Origin of the sequence: Fretibacterium fastidiosum (assembly GCF_964642095.1) — a bacterium.
In the GTDB taxonomy this organism is placed as follows: Bacteria; Synergistota; Synergistia; order Synergistales; family Aminobacteriaceae; genus Fretibacterium; species Fretibacterium fastidiosum.
In genome coordinates this window covers 2,496,618-2,514,012 of record NZ_OZ209244.1, presented here as the reverse complement: position 1 = coordinate 2,514,012, position 17,395 = coordinate 2,496,618, and the positions used below count along the sequence as shown (strand labels likewise).

Below are 17,395 nucleotides of genomic sequence, written 5' to 3'. Positions count from 1 at the left end.
ATGGACCCCATTTTGAAGGTGGAGGGCCTTCACGTCTACTACGGCAGCATCCACGCGATCAAGGGGATATCCTTCGACGTGAGGGAGGGGGAGATCGTCACGCTGATCGGCGCGAACGGCGCGGGCAAGTCCACGACCCTGAACACGATATCGGGCCTGCTGCACCCCAAAAGCGGCAGCGTGTCCTTCCTGGGGCAGGGCCTGGCGCACACCGCGCCACATAAAGTGGTGGAACGGGGACTGGCCCAGGTGCCGGAGGGGCGGCGCATCTTCCTGCAGATGACCGTGAAGGAGAACCTGGAGATGGGAGCTTACGTTCGGATGAGGGCCGGGGGGGGCAGCGTCGCGGAGGACCTGGAGATGGTCTACGGGCTCTTTCCGCGGCTCAGGGAGCGCCGCCGCCAGGTGGCGGGCACGCTCTCCGGCGGCGAACAGCAGATGCTGGCCATGGGCAGGGCGCTGATGAGCCGCCCCAGGCTCCTGATGCTGGACGAGCCCTCCATGGGCCTCGCTCCCCTTCTGGTGGAGCAGATCTTCGACATCATCAGAAACCTGAACGAACACGGCTCCACGATCCTGCTGGTGGAGCAGAACGCGCGGATGGCGCTCTCCATCGCGAGCCGAGGCTACGTGCTGGAGACGGGGAAGATCGTCACCACGGGCACGGGGCAGGAACTCCTCGATTCCCCGGAGATCAAGAGGGCTTACCTCGGCGGAGACTAGGCCGCATCGATGAGCACAAAGGACGGGGGGCCGCCGGCCCCCCGTCCTTTGTGCTTCTGAGCGGCAGTACGCCCGACGGACGCCCCTATAGGCCCGCCACGCGCTCGGTCGTCCTGGCGGAGAGGGTGCGGACCTCCTCTGCGTCGGCCTCGAAGCCTTCCCGACCCATCAGGCCGTAGGTGTACTTCTTTCCCTGCTCGACCCCCGGCTGGTCAAAGGGGTTGACGTTCAGCAACCACCCCGTCATGGCCGTCACGTACTCGTAGAAGTGGATGAGCGCGCCCAAGCAGCGTGCGTCCAGCGCGGGGATCGAGAGCACGGCGACGGGGCGCCCCACCTTGTGAAGCGCGGCTGCCGTGGCCTGGGCCTCGAAGTTGCGCAGCTTATCCATGGACTTTCCGTAGAGGTAGGAGAGCTTCTTCAGGGCCTTCTCCGGAGCGGCGGGTAGGGCGATGTCGCGCTTGTCCTGCTCCACGGTGAGGATGGTGTAGAGCTTGTCGTCGGGCCCCGACGTGTAGAGCTGGATCTGGGAGTGCTGGTCGATGGCGCCCAGCGCACGAACCGGCGTGGAGCCCTTGCCCTCCTTGCCGAGGGACTCGCCCCACAGCTGGGCGAACCACTCGCCAAACTTTTCGAGGTGATCGGAATAGGGCATCAGGACGCTGATGCCGCGTCCTGCGTTCATGTGCAGGTAGTTCAGCCCGGAGAGGACCCAGGCCGGGTTCTCCAGCACGGACTGGGCGCCGGCGATCCGTCCGTCCATTTCTCCCGCGCCCTTCAGGAGCTCCGCGCCGTCGATGCCGAGGGCCCAGCCCGTCAGGAGGCCGACGCAGGTGAGCACGGAGAAGCGCCCGCCCACGTCGCCTGGCAGGATCAGGCTCTTGCAGCCCGTCTCGTCCACGAAGGGACGCAGGACGCCCTGCTCCTTGTCCGTGATGGCGATGACGCGCTCACGGGCCCCGGCCTCGCCCAGCGTGTCCCGCAGCTTCTCCCAGAAGAAGAGGAAGTTCGACGCCGTTTCCGCCGTGCTGCCCGACTTGCTGACGACGACGACGGCCGTGCTCTCTGGGTCGATGAGGTCCCAGATCGCGCGATTCTCCGACGGGTCTACGTTGTCGGACATGAAGAAGCGGGGACCGCCGCGCTTGGCCTGGGGGATCTCGTTCCAGAAGGGGGGCAGGAGCGCGTTGTGCAGCATCTGATTGCCCAGGGCGGAGCCGCCGATCCCCACCTGAATGACGGACTCGCGGGTGGAGAGCCAACGCGCCATCGTCTGCACGTCGTCAACGTTGCGCCTGGCGAGGTTCATCCACCCGAATCCCTCTTTGCCCGCAGCCGCGTTCTCGCGCAGCCACGCATCTCCGGCCTGGAATCTGGGCGCAAGAGAAGCCAGGTCCGTGAAGGCGACGGCCCCTTTCTTCTCCGGGAACGCGGCTCCATAAGCAAGCGACAGCAAGGTCTTTTCACTCATCGTTAACCCCTCCTGAAACATAAGCACTCAAAGCGTCTATGCCGCGTTCAGGGTCCAGACTAGGAGACGCGGCCCCATCCTGCGCGTATCTTAACATATTTAGGAACAGAAATACAGCAGCGGCAAAGCAATGAGGGGGATCGAAAGGGTGTGGCCGCGAGTTGGAACACCCCGAATAGTTGTTGTAATTTCAAGAATTTAAGGCTTTTTAATGCATAAATGCATCTGGATTCTTGTTTTATGTGGAAGAATGGCTTATTATTATAGTGTGCAGGACGTCGTCCTGTCTTTTGTCGTAGCAGGTCCTGTTTTTAGAGAGCTCTTTGCTGTGGAGGCTCCGACGGAGCTTTTCGCAGTTCAGCAGTGCATATTATCTTGGAGGGGGAAGGTCATTTGCATAAGATACTGGAGAAGAGGCAGCTCTCTCATGACCTTGAGAGGGGTCAGAGCGTCTACTACTTCAAGGTGACGGCGCCGGAGATCGCGCGGAACCGGAAGGCGGGGCAGTTTATCATCTTCCAGATCGATCGGGACCTGGGGGAGAGGGTGCCCTTGACCATTGCGGACGCCAACGCGGAGGAGGGCTGGATCGCCCTCGTGTTCCAGACGGTGGGGGCGACGACGCTCAAGCTGTCGCAGCTCGAGGTGGGCGACGAGATCCCCGTCATCCTTGGGCCCCTCGGCAGCCCCACCCACATCGAGAAGGTGGGGACGGTGGTCTGCGTGGGTGGCGGCATCGGCGTCGCGCCCATGTACCCCATCGTGCAGGCCCACAAGAAGGCGGGCAACAAGGTCATCACCATCATCGGGGCCCGCTCTAAGGACCTGGTCATCTTCGAGGACGAGATGAGGGCCATCGCGGACGAGGTGATCGTCGTCACGGACGACGGCACCTACGGGCGCAAGGGCCTGGTGACCGAGCCGCTGAAGGAGATCTGCGAGGGCAAGGACGGGCACGACATGCCCAACGAGGTGGTCGCCATCGGGCCTCCCATCATGATGAAGTTCTGCGTGGCCACCGCGAAGCCCTTCGGCGTCCCCATCACCGTGTCCCTGAACACGATCATGATCGACGGCACGGGCATGTGCGGCGGCTGCCGCGTCTCCGTCGGGGGCGAGACGAAGTTCGTCTGCGTCGACGGCCCGGAGTTTGACGGCTACAAGGTGGACTTCGACAACATGATGACGCGCATGGGGGCGTTTCGCGCCAGGGAGCAGGAAGAGTATCACAAGTGCCGCATCGGCTTGGACGCGAAGGCGGGGGCATGACGATGGAACACAAGACGACCGAAATGTTGGCCCAGGAGGCCGAGAAACTCTGGGGCGAGATTCAGGGCAAGACGCTGACCCCCAAGGACAGGGCGGCCATCCCGCAGCAGGAGATGCCGTCGCGGGACCCGGTCAAGAGGGCCCGCGAGATGGGGGAGGTGGCGCTGGGCTACACGGAGGAGCAGGCCAGGGTCGAAGCGGAGCGCTGCCTGAACTGCAAAAATCAGCCCTGCGTGAAGGGCTGTCCCGTGGGGGTCCACATTCCGGACTTCATCGCGCACATTCAGAAGGGCGATTTTAAGGCTGCCGTGGACACCATCAAGGAGACGAACCTCCTTCCGGCGATCTGCGGTCGCGTCTGCCCCCAGGAGAAGCAGTGCCAGAGCTTCTGCACGGTGGGCAAGATGCTGAAGTCCACGGAGAAGGCCGTGGCCATTGGGCGCCTGGAGCGCTTCGTGGCGGACTGGGAGCGAAACAACAATAAGACCACCGTCCCCACGCCGGCTGCTCCGACGGGCAAGAGGGTCGCCGTCATCGGTTCCGGCCCGGCCGGGCTGACCGTGGCGGCGGACATCCGCAGGGCGGGACACGACGTCACGGTCTTCGAGGCGCTTCAGAAGCAGGGCGGCGTGATGGTCTACGGCATCCCTGAGTTCCGTCTTCCCAAGGAGATCGTGGCGAAAGAGGTCGAGAACCTCAGGAAGATGGGCGTGAAGTTCGAGACGAGCTTCCTTGTGGGGCGCACAGAGACCCTGGAGCAGCTCCTCGAAACCGATGGGTACGATGCCGTGTTCATCGGGACGGGCGCAGGCCTCCCCAAGTTCCTGAACATCGAGGGAGAGAACCTGACCGGCGTCTTCAGCGCCAACGAGTACCTCACCCGCGCCAACCTGATGAAGGCCTACGACACGGAGGAGGCGGACACCCCGCTCTATCAGGCGAAGCGCGTGGCCGTCTTCGGCGGCGGCAACGTCGCGATGGACGCGGCCCGCATGGCCTACCGCCTTGGGGCGGAGAAGGTCTACTGCATCTACCGCCGCACCCGTGCGGAGATGCCGGCCCGCGCCGAGGAGGTGGCGCACGCCTTCGAAGAGGGCGTCGAGTTCCTCTTCCTGCAGAACCCCACCCGCTTCATTCCCCTCGAGACGGAGGACAGGGCCCTGAAGGGGCGCGTCGCAGGGGTCGAGCTCTTGGATTACGAGCTGGGGGAGCCCGATGCGTCGGGCCGCCGCAGCCCGGTGGTGAAGCCCGGCACGGAGCACGTGCTGGAGATCGACGCCGCAGTCGTCGCGCTGGGCAACATGTCGAACCCCCTGATGGCGAAGACGACCGCAGGGCTGAACGTCAACAAGCGCGGCAACATCATCGTCGAGGAGGAGACGCAGAGGACCAGCCTGGACAAGGTCTGGGCGGGCGGCGATATCGTCCTCGGCGCGGCGACCGTCATTCTGGCCATGGGTGAGGGACGCAAGGCGGCCGCCAACATCAACGAGTACCTGGCGAAGAAATAACGGAGCGCTTTTCTTTCCGAAGGATGTCGGTTTGCGTTGGGGCGGGGGCTTCTCCGCCCCTTTTGTCTAAGGGAGTGCGATTGACCTTAAGAAGTTGTTGGAAGCGATCAAGGACCATCGACAATGAGGGGTCCTCCAGCAGTGCAGCCTTTGTGAAGGGAAGTGGATTTTGAATGAGAGTGGCGGAGCGTTTCAGCAAGTTTAAGCCGTCTGGCATGATGCGCATGTTCCGGGCCATCGCCCAGATGGAGGGCGTCCTGAACCTCAGCATCGGCGAGCCGGACTTCACGACGGAGCCGGACGTCATCGATGCCGCGGCACGGGCCGCGCGGGCGGGCAGCACGCACTATCCCCCGCTTCAGGGCTTTCGCGACCTGCGCGAGGCGGTGTGCGGCTACTGGGAGCGGCGTCATGGCCTCAGCCTGAGCCCGGAGGAGGTCGTCATCGCAAACGGGGCCCTTCAGGCGACGCAGCTGCTCTTTGAGGCGCTGCTGGACCCCGGCGACGAGGTCCTGCTGCTGGAGCCCTACTTCACGGTGTACGCGGTGCAGGTTCGGGACTGCGGGGGCGTCCCCGTCGGGGTCCCCACCAGGGAGGAGAACAACTTTGCCCCCACCGCGGAGGACCTGAGGGCGGCCGTGACGTCCAGGACGCGCGGGATCGTGGTCAACTCGCCCGGAAACCCCTCCGGCAGCGTGTACTCCCGCGAGCAGCTGGAGGTGATTGCGGCTTTTGCCGTGGAGAGGGACCTGCTGGTGATCAGCGACGAGATCTACGAGTCCCTGGTCTTTCGCGGCGAACACGTCTGTTTCGCTTCCCTTCCGGGGATGCGGGAGAGGACGATCACGATCGGCGGCGTGTCCAAGAGCCACTGCATGACGGGGTGGCGCCTGGGCTACGCCATGACGCCGCCCGACGTGGCCTCCATGATGTGCCTCCTCTCCTCCTCTCGAACCTACGGCGTGTGTACGCTCGCTCAGAAGGGCGCCGCCTACGCCCTCAACACGCAGGATGCGAAGGTCGAGGAACGAAGGGCCGCCTTCGGGGACAGGCTCAGGGCGGTGGAGGCCAGGCTGAACGCGATGAAGGGCGTCCGATGCCGGCCGGCGGCAGGGGCTTTCTACCTCTTCCCGGACATCAGCGGGACGGGGCTCTCCAGCGAGGAGTTCTCCCTGCGCGCCCTGCGGGAAGCGAGGGTGGGCCTCCTGCCGGGCGACGCCTTTGGGGAGAGCGGGGAGGGCTACGTCCGCATCGCCTGCACCCAGGCCATGGATAGCCTCATGAGGGCCATGGACGCCCTGGAACGCTTTACGGACGCCTTGTAGCACCCCGTCCTCACGTATAAATGATGTCAATAGCCAGAAAAAAGTCACTTTTGAGTCACCTTGGACTGAGGCAGCTCTGAGCCAGGGTGACCGTTTTTCCTGAAAGAGCGCTTTCAGGGATGGTTGGGGGCGGTCGTGTGAGTTTTTGCAGGTTCGCCCTCATTTTCTTTTGTCGCATTGCTCGGAACGGCACACTGCGACCTCTCAGCCTCCTTCAGACTGTCGGCAAAATGGGAAAAGTTGAAGTCATGATACTTGTCCCGGTAAAGACGGAGCGCGTCGAGGCGTATCTCTTCACCTATCCTGTGCTGGGGACGTCTGTCCCGGTTGCCGTGAATGAGGCCCATTTCGCCGTGAGTCGTGTGCTTTTTCCTGAGACCTGCCTTCCGCGGAGAGGGGTGACATTTTCTCTGACTACTTAGGATGACATGATCACAGAACAACGACAGGCGTAAAACAAAAATGCTTGACAAGATGTCGCAGGCTCCTTATAATTAGTCCCGACTCGAGGAGTGTGCTGTATCACCGCCGATCCGAAGCTCAGGAGTGGATGCGATGTGGCCGCTTTGAACGATGGGGAGCGCCTGGAGCGAAGGGTCTATCTCAATTCGCTCTACGACTTTTACTCCCCCCTTTTGACGGAGCGTCAGCGGGACGTCTACGAGATGCTCTACTTTGCTGACCTGGCCCCGACGGAGGTCGCCCGTTCGCTGGGGGTCAGCCGTCAGGCCGTCCACATCCTGGAGCGGCGCGTCATGGAGCGCCTCGAGGCGATCGAGGGAGAGCTTCACTTCTCCGAGACGACCCGACGGCTGGAGGAGCGGATTCACGAGCTTGAGGCGAGGAACGAAGCCTTGCGCTTGAACGAAACGAATGGAGGCGTGTGAGCGTTTTATCGTCCTCCGTCTTTAAGGAGTAGAGCAGGGAATGTTTGACGCACTGAGGGAGAAGCTGGAGGCCGCATTTTCGCGTTTGCGAAGCAGGGGAAAGCTCTCGGAGGCGGACGTCGACGCCGCGCTTCGCGAGATACGCAAATCCCTGCTGGAGGCGGACGTCGATTTCAAGGTGGCCCGCAGCCTCGTCGCCAGGATAAGGGAGAGGGCGCTGCAACTCGACGTCATCGAGTCGATCAGCGCCGCGCAGCACATCGCGACGGTGGTGTACGAGGAGCTCGTCTCCCTGATGGGGGACCCCGCTCCGCTTGCCATCGCCTCGATGCCCCCCACGGTGATCCTCATGGTGGGGCTTCAGGGAAGCGGAAAGACGACGACGACGGTCAAGCTGGCGCGACGGCTTCAGGGTTCCCACAATCCCCTCGTCGTGGCGTGTGACCTGCGGCGACCTGCGGCCGTCGACCAGCTGAGGGTGCTGGCGGAGGAGGCCAGGGTCGCCTTCTACGGGCCCGACGCCGGAGGGACGGACGTCCTGGAAGTGGTGCGCGGGGCCCGACAGCGTGCGGCGGACCGCATGAACGACGTCATCCTGCTGGACACGGCGGGACGCCTGCACCTGGACCAGGAACTGATGGAGGAGCTCTCGGCCATCGCCTCGGCGCTCCCGCCCCACGAGAAGCTCCTGGTGCTGGACGCGATGATGGGGCAGGAGGCAGTCAACGTCGCGAGGGCGTTCCATGAGCGCCTGGCGCTGACGGGGCTGATCCTGACGAAGCTCGACGGCGACGCCCGAGGCGGAAGCGCGCTGGCGGTCCGTGCGGTGACCGACGTGCCCGTGAAGTTCGCCGGGGTGGGGGAGCGGACGGATGCCCTCGAGGTCTTTGACTCCCGGCGGATGGCAGGGCGCATCATGGGCATGGGGGACATCCAGGGCCTCGTGGAAAAGGTTCAGGCCGCGGACGCCGGCGACGCCCAGAAGATCGCAAACAGCCTGAAGGGAAAGCAGTTCACGCTGGAAACCCTTCTGCTCCAGTTTCAGCAGATCGAGAAGATGGGGCCCCTCGGCAAGGTGATGGAGATGATCCCCGGCTTCAGCCGCCTGAAGGGGATAAACGTCGATGAGGCGGACAACGCCGCCATCCGTCGGAGCAAGGCGATCATCCAGTCCATGACGCCGGCTGAACGCCGTAACCCCCGGATCATCAAGGGGTCGCGCCGGCGTAGGATCGCGCTGGGCTCGGGGACGTCCGTGCAGATGGTGAACCAGCTGCTGGCGCAGTACGAGCAGATGCGAAAGCTCTTCAAGACCTTTTCCGCAGCAGGGGACAGCAAGTTCAAGCTCCGCTCCCTCTTCGGCAGGATGGGTGGCATTCGCTGAGGCCCTGCCCCGCAGGGAGAGATCGCTTCAGGTGTCCGTTGGGAAGTTTTCTTCCCTCAGATTTTTCAGGAGGTGTCTTGTTGTAATGGCAGTGAGGATTCGTTTGTCGCGCTTGGGCAAAAAGAAAGCCCCTTACTACAGGTTGGTGGTTGCGGACTCCCATTCCCCTAGGGACGGGAAGTTCATCGAGCTGATCGGGACCTACAACCCCATGACCGATCCGGCGGCCGTGGCCATCAACGAGGATCGCGCTCTGTACTGGCTGAGCGTCGGGGCCCTGCCCTCGGACACGGCGCGCGGGCTTTTGAAGAAGCAGGGCATTTGGGAGAAGTTCGAGAGCAAAAAGGCCCAGTAGGGACTTTTTGGAGTTCATCCTCAGCACGTCACCGCAAAAAAACAGGAGGTGCCACAATGGTCAATTACAAGGAACTTGTCGAGTTCATCGTTAGACATCTTGTCACTCAGCCGGATGCCATCAGCGTGGAGAGCGGCGAAGAGGAGAGCGGGCTCAAGGTTATGATTCGTGTTGCCCACGAGGACGTGGGACGCATCATCGGAAAGCGCGGCGCCACGATCAACGCCATCCGGCTTTTGGCCAAAGCGGCTGCCGTCAAAGCCGGCGAGCGTGTGGACGTCGATATCGTAGAGGAGTAGTGAAGCACGATTTCCAGAGCGGCCTCGAAGGGCGTCCAGGCGTCTGAAAAAATCCAGATCGGACGTGTAGCCTCCGCGCACGGCCTTCAGGGAGCGCTGACGGTGGTCCCTCTGACGGACTTCCCGGAGCGCTTCCAGGCGATGAGCACGATCGCCCTCTATCGTGGAGGGAACGTCCTCCGCACGCTCGAGGTGCGCGGCGTCCGCTTCGACGAGGGACGCAACCTCCTCACGCTGCGGACAGACCTTTCGACGCGGGATGAGGCGGAGGCCTGTGTGGGGGCGTCCATCCTCATCGATCGGGAGGAGCGGGTCGAGCTTCCGCGGGGCAGCTTCTGGGTTGACGACCTGATCGGCCTCGCTGTCGAAGACCTGGAGGGGCGCCCTCTGGGAACGGTGACGGATTTCCTCACGGGCGCCAACGAGCTGTACGAGATACGCGACGCCGCAGGGGGCCTGCACTACATCCCTGCCGTCCGGGAGTTCGTTCGCGACATCGACCTCGAGGGAGGCCGTCTCAGGATCGCTTTGATCGAGGGGCTCTGGGACTGATGCACGTAACGATCGTCACGGCGTTTCCGGAGTTCTTTCGCGATTTTCTCTCGACGAGCATCGTCGGCCGCGCCGTCAAAAGGAACCTGCTGCGGGTGGATTTGGTGGACCTTCGCGAGTTCGGTCGGGGCGGGTATCGTCAAATCGACGATTACGCCTTTGGCGCGGGGGGCATGGTCCTCGCGGCGCCTCAGCTGGAGGACGCGCTGAATGCGGCCCGCGGCGAGGGTGAGGCCTGTGTGGTGTATCCCTCTCCGCAGGGGACGCTCCTGACCCAGGAGATCGTTGAGACGCTCTCGCGCCAGGAACACGTCGTTATCCTCTGCGGTCATTATGAAGGGATTGACGAGCGCTTTGTCGAGCGCGAGGTGGACCTTGAGGTGAGGGTGGGCGACTGCGTCCTCACCGGGGGCGAGATCCCCGCCATGGCTGTCATCGACGCGATGGCGCGCCTCGTTCCGGGGGTTGTCGGTCGAGGGGAGGCGGTGGAGGAAGACTCCTTTTACCGCGGGATGTTGGATCATCCGCACTACACCCGGCCAGCCTCCTGGAGGGGAATGGACGTCCCGGAGGTGCTTTTGAGCGGCAACGAGGCGGAGGTTCGGACCTGGCGTCGGGCCAGGGCGGTGGAGCGAACGCTGATCCGCCGTCCCGACCTCCTGGCAAGGGCGGCGATAGGGGACTACCTCTCCGGAGGGGCCCGCTTGGCGCTCCTCACGGCCGACGGGCCGACGCCGGAAGGGGCGGAGGCCCTCTCCTCCCTCTGCCGTTTTTACGGGCTGGGGAGGCCTTTTTTCGTCATCCTTCGCCCCGATGAGCGGCGTTCGTTCGACGCGCTCTCGGCGGGGGCCTCCGGCGTCCCCAGGGTCCTGGGGAGCCTGTCCCGCGTTTGGGATTGGGCCCGGTCCCACGGGAAAGGACGGCCGACGCTGACCGTCGTTGTAGAGGCTCAGCCCCGAAGCGGCAGCCTTCATACGCTGGAGGCGAAGCGCCGTTGCCTCGAGCACGACGGGCCGCTGCTCTTTCTGTTCCCCGACGGAGTGGAGGCGGGGGAGATCGCGGAAGGCCCTGCGGTTTACGCCTCGGTGGCTCAGGAGGCGGAGACGCTGCCCCTGGCGGTCAGGGCGGGAATTGCACTGGATCGATTTTTAGGAAAGCGCTGATTTTTATTTAGGAGGAAGCACCAGTGAACGTATTGAACCTTGTCCAGAAGAATTATCTTAAGGCGGACCCTGCGCCCGATTTTCGGCCGGGCGACACCCTTCGCGTCCACGTGAAGATCAAGGAGGGCGCCCGCGAGCGAATTCAGGTCTTTGAGGGCGTGGTTATCGCGCGCCAGCACGGCGGGTTGGACGAGACCTTTACCGTGCGCAAGGTATCGAGCGGAATCGGGGTGGAGCGGGTCTTTCCCCTGCACTGCCCCTCCATCGATAAGATCGAGGTCCAACGCAAGGGGCGCGTCCGCCGCGCGAAGCTGTACTACCTGCGCAAGTTGAGCGGAAAGGCCGCGCGCATCAAGGAGCGCCGCGACTTCGCGTAAAGCCTGCCGCCTTCGGTCCCCTCGAGCCCGTCGAAACGCGGGCCTGAGGGGACTTTTGTGTCCTTGCGTCGCCTTCCGTCAGGCCAGGAGGCCGGGGAACCAGAAGGGCTTCCCTCTGGCCTCCTTGGCCCTGTCCCAGGCGGCCAGGACCTTCAGGGCTTCGTTGGCTGCCCGGATGCTGTGATCGATGCCCACGTATTGAAACGAGTCCTTCAGGCGGTGGGCGACGACGGCGAAGACGGCCCCCGCGCGCAGGCCGTAGAGTCCGGCAAGCGTGAGGACCGTGGCGGCTTCCATCTCAAAGTTCATGACGCCCGCGCGGTTCAGGTCCTCGACCTTATGGGCCTGGGAGGATGGGGAGTAGCCCTTCAGCCCCGGCCGGGCCTGGCCGCAGTAAAAGGACGCCGTCGTGCAGCTGACGCCTACGTGGTAGCGCACCTTGAGGCGCTCGCACGACTCCACGAGGGCGGCGGTCACCTCGTAACTGGCCGCCGCGGGGTAGGACAGGTCGATGTAATCCTGGCTGGTCCCGTCCTGCCGCATGGCTCCCGAACAGATGACGAGGTCGCCGCACTCGACTCCCTCCTGGATGGCCCCGCAGGACCCGACGCGAATGAAGGTGTCGGCCCCCAGCGCGGCCAGCTCCTCCAGCGCGATGGAGGTCGACGGTCCTCCCATGCCGGTGGAACACGCGGTGACGGGGATGCCGTCCAACTCACCGCTCCACGTCCGGTGCTCGCGGTTGTCGGCGATGAAACGCGAGCTTCCCCAGCCCTGGGCGATGGCCTCGACGCGGGCCGGGTCCCCCGGAAGGAGGACGTAGCGGTTCACGTCGCCCCTTCGGCAGCGGATGTGGTACTGCAGGTCCCCTTCCATGACGGGCCGTTCGGCCCCGGACTTCCAATCCGAGTTCACGGTTCTCCTCCCCTTTCGCGATGCGGTCCCTTCAGCCCCTTTTTCCCTGAGCCCGCCTTGGGGTCAGAGGCTCAGGATCCTGCCCGCCCTGGCGATCGTCTCCACGATCTCGTACATGTTGGAGATGATGCCGACGCCGACGCTGTCCGTTACGCCGTAAAAATTGGTGCAGGTGCCGCACACGAGGACCCTGGTCCCCCGCCTTTCCAGGTCCTTCAGGCGGTCGCAGGTGGAGGAGTCGAAGAGGGCCAGCTTCACCCCTCCGTTCATCAGGGCCAGAACGGTCGGCGGAGTCTCAAGGCCCGCCAGCGTCTTCAGGAAGCTCTTCACGAGCACCCCTCCAAGCTCCTCGCTGCCACGCCCGAAGGTATCCCCCGTGATGAGGACGGCAAGGGACGTGTCGTCGCGCGGGGGGGCAAGCTCCTGTCCCTTCTGGGGGACGGCTTCCGGCTCCTTTTTCTGTTTTGAGCGGGAGCGTTTCCCACGGCGGCTGCCCGGCGCTCCCTCCATTGGGGGCTGCCGGAAGGGGACCTGGGGCTTTGGGTGTGGCCCCTCCGTCTGAGTCGGCTCTTCCGCCCGATGCGGCTCGCGGCGCGGCGACCCTTCGAGTGGCTTGGCCTCCTGCGCGGTGGGAGGAGGCGTCTCTCCCTTCGGTCCGTCGGCGGCGGCGTCCTTTTTTTTCTCGCCGACGACGATCAGCTGTCCCTCGTCGTCCTGGAGCTGGACGCGGAGGCCCGCCCCGATCAAAAAATCTCTGACGCTCGCGGCTGCCGTTGGGCTGTCAACGATCACGCGAACCTCGTCCGCCCCCTTCTCCAGCGCCTCCTTCGTCATTGCGGCCGGTTCCGGGCCGGACTTACCGAACGCGTTCACTGTGACCATCGAGAGCATCCTCCTGCGTCTATAAGAGCTTGAGCACTGAACTCAATTATTATAGAATGGTTGATATTATAGAATGATTGAAGAAAACTATCCAGCAGGCGGCGCGCGCCGCCGGGAGAATTTTAAAGACGTTTCAGGAGTGGGGACAAAGATGACGGTTGAGGACATCAAGCAAAAACTTCGGGCGATCCCTGGCATGGACGTCCTGCTGGCGCAGGATTGGGCACGGCCCTGGATCGAGAGGGCGGGCAGGGAGACGGTGAAGCGGGTCATCAACGGCGAGTTGACGGCCGTCCGGCGCCGGATGCTCACGGGGCAGGAAGAGGACGTCTCCCCGGAGCGCATCCGGGAGGCGTGCCTCGGCGCCCTGACCGAGGCGGAGAGGCCGAACCTGCGCCGCGTCGTCAACGCGACCGGGGTGGTCATCCACACCAACCTGGGCCGCTCCCTCATGGCCGCGGAGGCCGTGCGGGCGATGGAGCGCGCGGCGCGAGGGTACTCGAACCTGGAGTACAACCTGGCGCAGGGGGTTCGGGGGCAGCGCAACGTCCACGTCGAGGGGTTGGTCTGCGACCTGACCGGCGCCGAGGCGGCGCTCGTCGTGAACAACAACGCCGGGGCCGTCCTCCTCTGCCTCATCGCCCTGGCCCGGGGCAGGGAGGTCGTCGTCTCGCGGGGCGAGCTGGTGGAGATCGGCGGCTCCTTCCGCGTGCCGGACATCATGGAGTTCTCCGGCGCGAAGCTGGTGGAGGTGGGCACGACGAACCGAACGCACATCGAGGACTACAGGGCCGGCCTGGGGGAGAACACGGCGATGCTCCTGAAGGTGCACCCCTCCAACTTCCGCATCGAGGGCTTCACCGCGGCCCCGGAGCGGAAGGACCTGGCCGCGCTGGCCCATGAGCGCGGGGTGGTCTTCATGGAGGACGCCGGAAGCGGCCTCCTCGTTGACGGCGAGCTGCTGGGCCTGCGGGGGGAGATGGACGTTCGGACCTCCCTGCAGCAGGGCGTGGACCTCATCACCTTCTCCGGGGACAAGATGTTGGGCGGTCCCCAGATCGGCGTCATCGCCGGACGTCGTGCCGTCGTGAACGGGCTGAGGAAGCACCCCATCCTCAGGACGCTGCGCGTGGACAAGATCACCCTGTCCGCCTTCGAGGCAACCCTGCGCCTCTACAGGCGCGGGGCGCTGGACGACATCCCGACGCCGGCCATGATCCGGATTCCTGCGGAGACCCTTAGGGAGCGTGCCGAGGGCCTGGCCGCCGCCCTGAAGGGGCGGGTTGCCGCGCAGGTGGAGGTGGTCTCCGTGGAGGACGCCGTGGGCGGAGGGTCCTACCCCGAAAAGCCTCTCGCGGGCTGGGGGGTCGCCGTCAGCGGACATCCGGCGGGGGGTGCGGGGCGCCTTCAGGCCCTATTGAGGGAGGGAGAGCGTCCCGTCATCGCCGGCGCCAGGGACGACGCGCTGGTGCTGCACGTCAGGACCCTCCAACCGGGGGACGAGGAGGTCGTGGTGAACGCCCTTGCAGCCCTCCAGCCGGAGGCCGGCCCGCTTGCGGGGAAGGGGGAATGTGCCTGTGAATGAGGAGAAGGAGATTTGTCTCGTCATCGGGACGGCGGGACACATCGACCATGGAAAGACGACCCTGATCTCCGCCCTCACCGGGGTGGACTGCGATCGTCTGCTCGAGGAGAAAAAGCGCGGGATCACGATAGAACTGGGCTTTGCCCCGCTGCACCTCCAGGATGGGCGCGTCGTGAGCGTCATCGACGTGCCGGGGCACGAGCGTTTCATCCGGCAGATGGTGGCCGGGGCCTCCGGTATCGACGCGGCGCTCCTCGTGGTGGCTGCGGACGAAGGGGTCATGCCCCAGACCAGGGAGCACCTGGCCATCATGGAGCTCCTCGGAGTGCACGACGGCCTCGTCGCCATCACGAAGGCCGACCGGGTGGAGGAGGGAATGGTGGAGCTGGTTCGGGAGGACGTGAAGGAGTTCGTGCGCGGCACGTTCCTGGACGGAAAACCCATCGTCCCCGTTTCGGCCCTGTCCGGCGCCAATTTGGACGTCTTGAGGCGGGAGATCGTGGCTTTGGTGGATCGGGTGAGGCCGCGTCCCCGCAGCGGTGCCCTGTTCCTGCCCATCGACCGGGCCTTCCCCATCTCCGGCTTCGGCACGGTGATCACGGGGACCGCCTACCGGGGGATGGCGCGCCCCGGCACGGAGGTGGAGGTGCTCCCCACCGGGAGGCAGGGAAAGATCCGCAGCCTTCAGGTCCACGGCCATCCGGTTGACGAGGCCTGCGCGGGGCAGCGCGTGGCGGCCAACCTGACGAACGTCGCCGTGGATCAGATCGAGCGCGGCGACGTCGTCTGCCAGAGGGGGATCTACGCTCCGACGGCCTGCTTCGACGCCACGATCCGTCTCCTGCCCTCCGTCCGCGAGCCGCTGCGGCACTGGCAGCGCGTTCACCTCTGCATTGGGACGTCCGAGGTCCTGGCGCGGGTGGCGCTTTTGCAGTCGAAGCAGATACGGCCGGGGACCGAGGAGCCTGCCCAACTCGTCCTTGAAGAGCCGGTGGTCTGCACCTTGAACCAGCGGTTCATCATCCGCTTTTACAGCCCGCTGATCACGATTGGCGGGGGGGGCGTGGTCTTTCCCTACTCCCGAAAGCCCAGAGGGGCCGAGGCGAGGGCGCGGGTACTCGCCCGGATGAGGGCACTCCTGTCCGCCGGAACGCCCTCGGTTCGCCTGGAGCGGCTCATCGACGACGCCAGGGCGATGGACGCCCAGAGCGCGGCGGTGGCGATGCAGGAGACCCTCGCCAACTGCGCCGACATCGCGAAGAACCTCGCCGCCTCCGGCAGGATCGTGGAGCTGAAGGGGGATAAGCCGCTCTACCTCTCGCTTGCCCGCTGCGCGGAGCTGAAGACGGACCTGAAGGACGCCGTCCTGGCCTACCAGAAGTCTTTCCCCGCTGAGGCGGGCCTTCCCCTGGACGAGGCGCTGCGGCAGGTTCCCCTTCCGGACGCCCGTGCGCTCCGCTCCCTGATCGCCCTGATGATCGAGGACGGCGCCCTGACGCTGGACGAAAATAAGGTCCGCACGCCGGACTTCGCCCCGAGGAGCGAGGGGGAGTTTCTGAAGAACAGCCAGAGGCTGGCGGAGATCTGCCGCCGACAGGGGTGGCAACTCCTCACGCTGGACGAGCTGCGGGACGAGATGAAGCTCTCGCAGCCTGTGTTCGGCGCGCTCATCCAAAGCCTCAGGAACTCGCGTGAGCTGGCCCTCCTGCCGGGGGGCTACGTCTTGACGGCGGAGCTGGAGCGGGCCATGCTGGGCATCCTGCGGGAGATCGGCGGAAACGTGACCCTGGCTGCCGTGAGGGACAGGACGCAGAGCTCCCGCAAGTTTATCCTTCCCGTGCTGGAGTACTTCGACTCGAAGGGGTACACCCGGCGCGTCGGGGACGTCCGCGTCGTAAAAGGACAGTAGCTGTGCTGATCTTTCGAGGCGACGAGGTGTTGGCGGCGCGGGACGGCCTGGCCGATCCGGGGGAGCGCCCGTCGTCTGCGCTTCGCTGCTCGCTGGACTTTCCCCGTCCGTGGCAGGAGCTGACGCCCTGGTGCGAGGTGGACGAGGCGTTTCAGCCTCCGGTGGGGTCGGAGTGGCTGGGGCTGCGCCAGGTCTGGGGAAAGTTCGGCGACGGCCCCTTCGCGCGGGCGGGGGCCGCGTGGCAGTACATGAGCTGGTGGCGGAATGTCCGCCTCTGTTCCTTCTGTGGCGCGCCCCTCGTGCCCCGTCAGAAGGACAGGGGACGGCGCTGCGCCGAGTGCGGGCGCACGTTTTACGCGCCGCTCTCCCCGGCGATCATCACGGCCATCGAGCGGGAGGGGAAGCTCCTTCTGGCTCACAACCTGAACATGCCTGCGGGGCGCTTCAGCGTCCTTGCCGGCTTTGTGGAACCCGGTGAGACGCTGGAAGAGACGGTGTCCCGCGAGGTGATGGAAGAGGTGTCCATCGAGGTGCAGGACATCCGCTACTTCGGCAGCCAGTCCTGGCCCTTTCCGTGTTCGCTGATGCTGGGGTTCACGGCCCGCTGGAAGGGAGGGGAGCTGCGTCCCGACGGGGTGGAGATCGGGGAGGCCGGCTGGTTTGCGCCGCAGGACATCCCGAAGGGCATTCCCAACTCCGCCAGCATCTCCAGACGGCTGATCGACCACTTCATCGCGACGCACAGCCCAGGCTGCCCGCGGCCTTGACCGAACAAGCGGCGCAAGCCC

General features: G+C 64.9%; 17 protein-coding genes. 14 read left to right on the top strand and 3 right to left on the bottom strand.

Going from position 1 to position 17,395, the window contains the following annotated elements:
* Positions 1 to 723 (top strand): ABC transporter ATP-binding protein, encoded by a 723-nt coding sequence (locus tag ACK28C_RS11380; RefSeq protein WP_015556547.1) that lies wholly within the window; start codon positions 1 to 3, stop codon positions 721 to 723.
* Between the two features lie 85 nt (positions 724 to 808).
* Here ACK28C_RS11380 and ACK28C_RS11375 read toward each other — a convergent pair whose 3' ends face one another.
* Positions 809 to 2,194, bottom strand: a complete 1,386-nt coding sequence (locus ACK28C_RS11375) for a glucose-6-phosphate isomerase (protein WP_409152190.1) — start codon at positions 2,192 to 2,194, stop codon at positions 809 to 811.
* A 393-nt stretch (positions 2,195 to 2,587) separates the two neighbouring features.
* Here ACK28C_RS11375 and ACK28C_RS11370 point away from each other — a divergent pair, with 393 nt between their 5' ends.
* The 10 genes from ACK28C_RS11370 to rplS all read left to right on the top strand — a co-directional run bounded on the left by ACK28C_RS11370 (position 2,588) and on the right by rplS (position 11,316).
* Positions 2,588 to 3,463: a sulfide/dihydroorotate dehydrogenase-like FAD/NAD-binding protein gene (locus ACK28C_RS11370; RefSeq protein WP_243440608.1), complete on the top strand. Its 876-nt coding sequence runs from the start codon at positions 2,588 to 2,590 to the stop codon at positions 3,461 to 3,463.
* A 2-nt stretch (positions 3,464 to 3,465) separates the two neighbouring features.
* Entirely contained in the window at positions 3,466 to 4,974 is a 1,509-nt protein-coding gene (gene gltA / locus ACK28C_RS11365) for an NADPH-dependent glutamate synthase (RefSeq protein WP_208873127.1), read from the top strand.
* 215 nt (positions 4,975 to 5,189) lie between these two features.
* Positions 5,190 to 6,299, top strand: a complete 1,110-nt coding sequence (locus ACK28C_RS11360; RefSeq protein ID WP_208873128.1) for a pyridoxal phosphate-dependent aminotransferase — start codon at positions 5,190 to 5,192, stop codon at positions 6,297 to 6,299.
* 557 nt (positions 6,300 to 6,856) lie between these two features.
* A complete protein-coding gene (locus tag ACK28C_RS11355; protein ID WP_208873129.1) occupies positions 6,857 to 7,186 on the top strand; it encodes a sigma factor-like helix-turn-helix DNA-binding protein in 330 nt (109 codons plus the stop codon).
* A 40-nt stretch (positions 7,187 to 7,226) separates the two neighbouring features.
* Positions 7,227 to 8,570: a signal recognition particle protein gene (gene ffh / locus ACK28C_RS11350; RefSeq protein ID WP_015556551.1), complete on the top strand. Its 1,344-nt coding sequence runs from the start codon at positions 7,227 to 7,229 to the stop codon at positions 8,568 to 8,570.
* Positions 8,571 to 8,655: 85 nt separating this feature from the next.
* Positions 8,656 to 8,925 carry a 30S ribosomal protein S16 gene (rpsP, locus tag ACK28C_RS11345; protein ID WP_015556552.1) on the top strand — a complete coding sequence of 90 codons (270 nt, stop codon included), beginning with the start codon at positions 8,656 to 8,658 and terminating at the stop codon, positions 8,923 to 8,925.
* Positions 8,926 to 8,981: 56 nt separating this feature from the next.
* Complete coding sequence (locus tag ACK28C_RS11340; RefSeq protein ID WP_015556553.1) at positions 8,982 to 9,224, top strand: KH domain-containing protein; 243 nt, start codon at positions 8,982 to 8,984, stop codon at positions 9,222 to 9,224.
* A 9-nt stretch (positions 9,225 to 9,233) separates the two neighbouring features.
* Positions 9,234 to 9,776: a ribosome maturation factor RimM gene (gene rimM / locus ACK28C_RS11335; protein WP_208874012.1), complete on the top strand. Its 543-nt coding sequence runs from the start codon at positions 9,234 to 9,236 to the stop codon at positions 9,774 to 9,776.
* On the top strand, positions 9,776 to 10,939 hold the full coding sequence (gene trmD / locus ACK28C_RS11330) for a tRNA (guanosine(37)-N1)-methyltransferase TrmD (RefSeq protein WP_015556554.1): 1,164 nt from the start codon (positions 9,776 to 9,778) through the stop codon (positions 10,937 to 10,939). The genes rimM and trmD overlap by 1 nt, the downstream gene beginning before the upstream one ends.
* 23 nt (positions 10,940 to 10,962) lie before the next feature.
* Complete coding sequence (rplS, locus tag ACK28C_RS11325; RefSeq protein ID WP_208873131.1) at positions 10,963 to 11,316, top strand: 50S ribosomal protein L19; 354 nt, start codon at positions 10,963 to 10,965, stop codon at positions 11,314 to 11,316.
* A 78-nt stretch (positions 11,317 to 11,394) separates the two neighbouring features.
* On the opposite strand, the gene ACK28C_RS11320 is transcribed toward rplS, so the two are convergent.
* Both ACK28C_RS11320 and yedF read right to left on the bottom strand, forming a co-directional pair.
* On the bottom strand, positions 11,395 to 12,231 hold the full coding sequence (locus ACK28C_RS11320) for a nucleoside phosphorylase (protein ID WP_243440610.1): 837 nt from the start codon (positions 12,229 to 12,231) through the stop codon (positions 11,395 to 11,397).
* 63 nt (positions 12,232 to 12,294) lie between these two features.
* Positions 12,295 to 13,113 (bottom strand): sulfurtransferase-like selenium metabolism protein YedF, encoded by an 819-nt coding sequence (gene yedF / locus ACK28C_RS11315; protein ID WP_015556555.1) that lies wholly within the window; start codon positions 13,111 to 13,113, stop codon positions 12,295 to 12,297.
* 151 nt (positions 13,114 to 13,264) lie between these two features.
* On the opposite strand from yedF, the gene selA reads away from it, so the two are divergent.
* Genes selA through nudC form a run of 3 tightly spaced genes read left to right on the top strand, consistent with a single transcriptional unit; the run spans position 13,265 to position 17,374 of the window.
* A complete protein-coding gene (selA, locus tag ACK28C_RS11310; RefSeq protein WP_015556556.1) occupies positions 13,265 to 14,698 on the top strand; it encodes an L-seryl-tRNA(Sec) selenium transferase in 1,434 nt (477 codons plus the stop codon).
* Positions 14,691 to 16,607 (top strand): selenocysteine-specific translation elongation factor, encoded by a 1,917-nt coding sequence (gene selB, locus ACK28C_RS11305; protein ID WP_208873133.1) that lies wholly within the window; start codon positions 14,691 to 14,693, stop codon positions 16,605 to 16,607. Before selA ends, selB begins: the two co-directional genes overlap by 8 nt.
* A 2-nt stretch (positions 16,608 to 16,609) precedes the next feature.
* Entirely contained in the window at positions 16,610 to 17,374 is a 765-nt protein-coding gene (gene nudC / locus ACK28C_RS11300) for an NAD(+) diphosphatase (protein ID WP_208873135.1), read from the top strand.
* Positions 17,375 to 17,395: the final 21 nt, after the last annotated feature.

Coding starts and splice junctions, on each gene's coding strand:
- yedF (WP_015556555.1), bottom strand. CDS start 13,113: ATGGTCACAGTGAACGCGTTCGGTAAGTCCGGCCCGGAACCGGCCGCA.
- gltA (WP_208873127.1), top strand. CDS start 3,466: ATGGAACACAAGACGACCGAAATGTTGGCCCAGGAGGCCGAGAAACTC.
- rpsP (WP_015556552.1), top strand. CDS start 8,656: ATGGCAGTGAGGATTCGTTTGTCGCGCTTGGGCAAAAAGAAAGCCCCT.
- selA (WP_015556556.1), top strand. CDS start 13,265: ATGACGGTTGAGGACATCAAGCAAAAACTTCGGGCGATCCCTGGCATG.
- ffh (WP_015556551.1), top strand. CDS start 7,227: ATGTTTGACGCACTGAGGGAGAAGCTGGAGGCCGCATTTTCGCGTTTG.
- ACK28C_RS11375 (WP_409152190.1), bottom strand. CDS start 2,194: ATGAGTGAAAAGACCTTGCTGTCGCTTGCTTATGGAGCCGCGTTCCCG.
- ACK28C_RS11340 (WP_015556553.1), top strand. CDS start 8,982: ATGGTCAATTACAAGGAACTTGTCGAGTTCATCGTTAGACATCTTGTC.
- ACK28C_RS11380 (WP_015556547.1), top strand. CDS start 1: ATGGACCCCATTTTGAAGGTGGAGGGCCTTCACGTCTACTACGGCAGC.
- ACK28C_RS11360 (WP_208873128.1), top strand. CDS start 5,190: ATGATGCGCATGTTCCGGGCCATCGCCCAGATGGAGGGCGTCCTGAAC.
- trmD (WP_015556554.1), top strand. CDS start 9,776: ATGCACGTAACGATCGTCACGGCGTTTCCGGAGTTCTTTCGCGATTTT.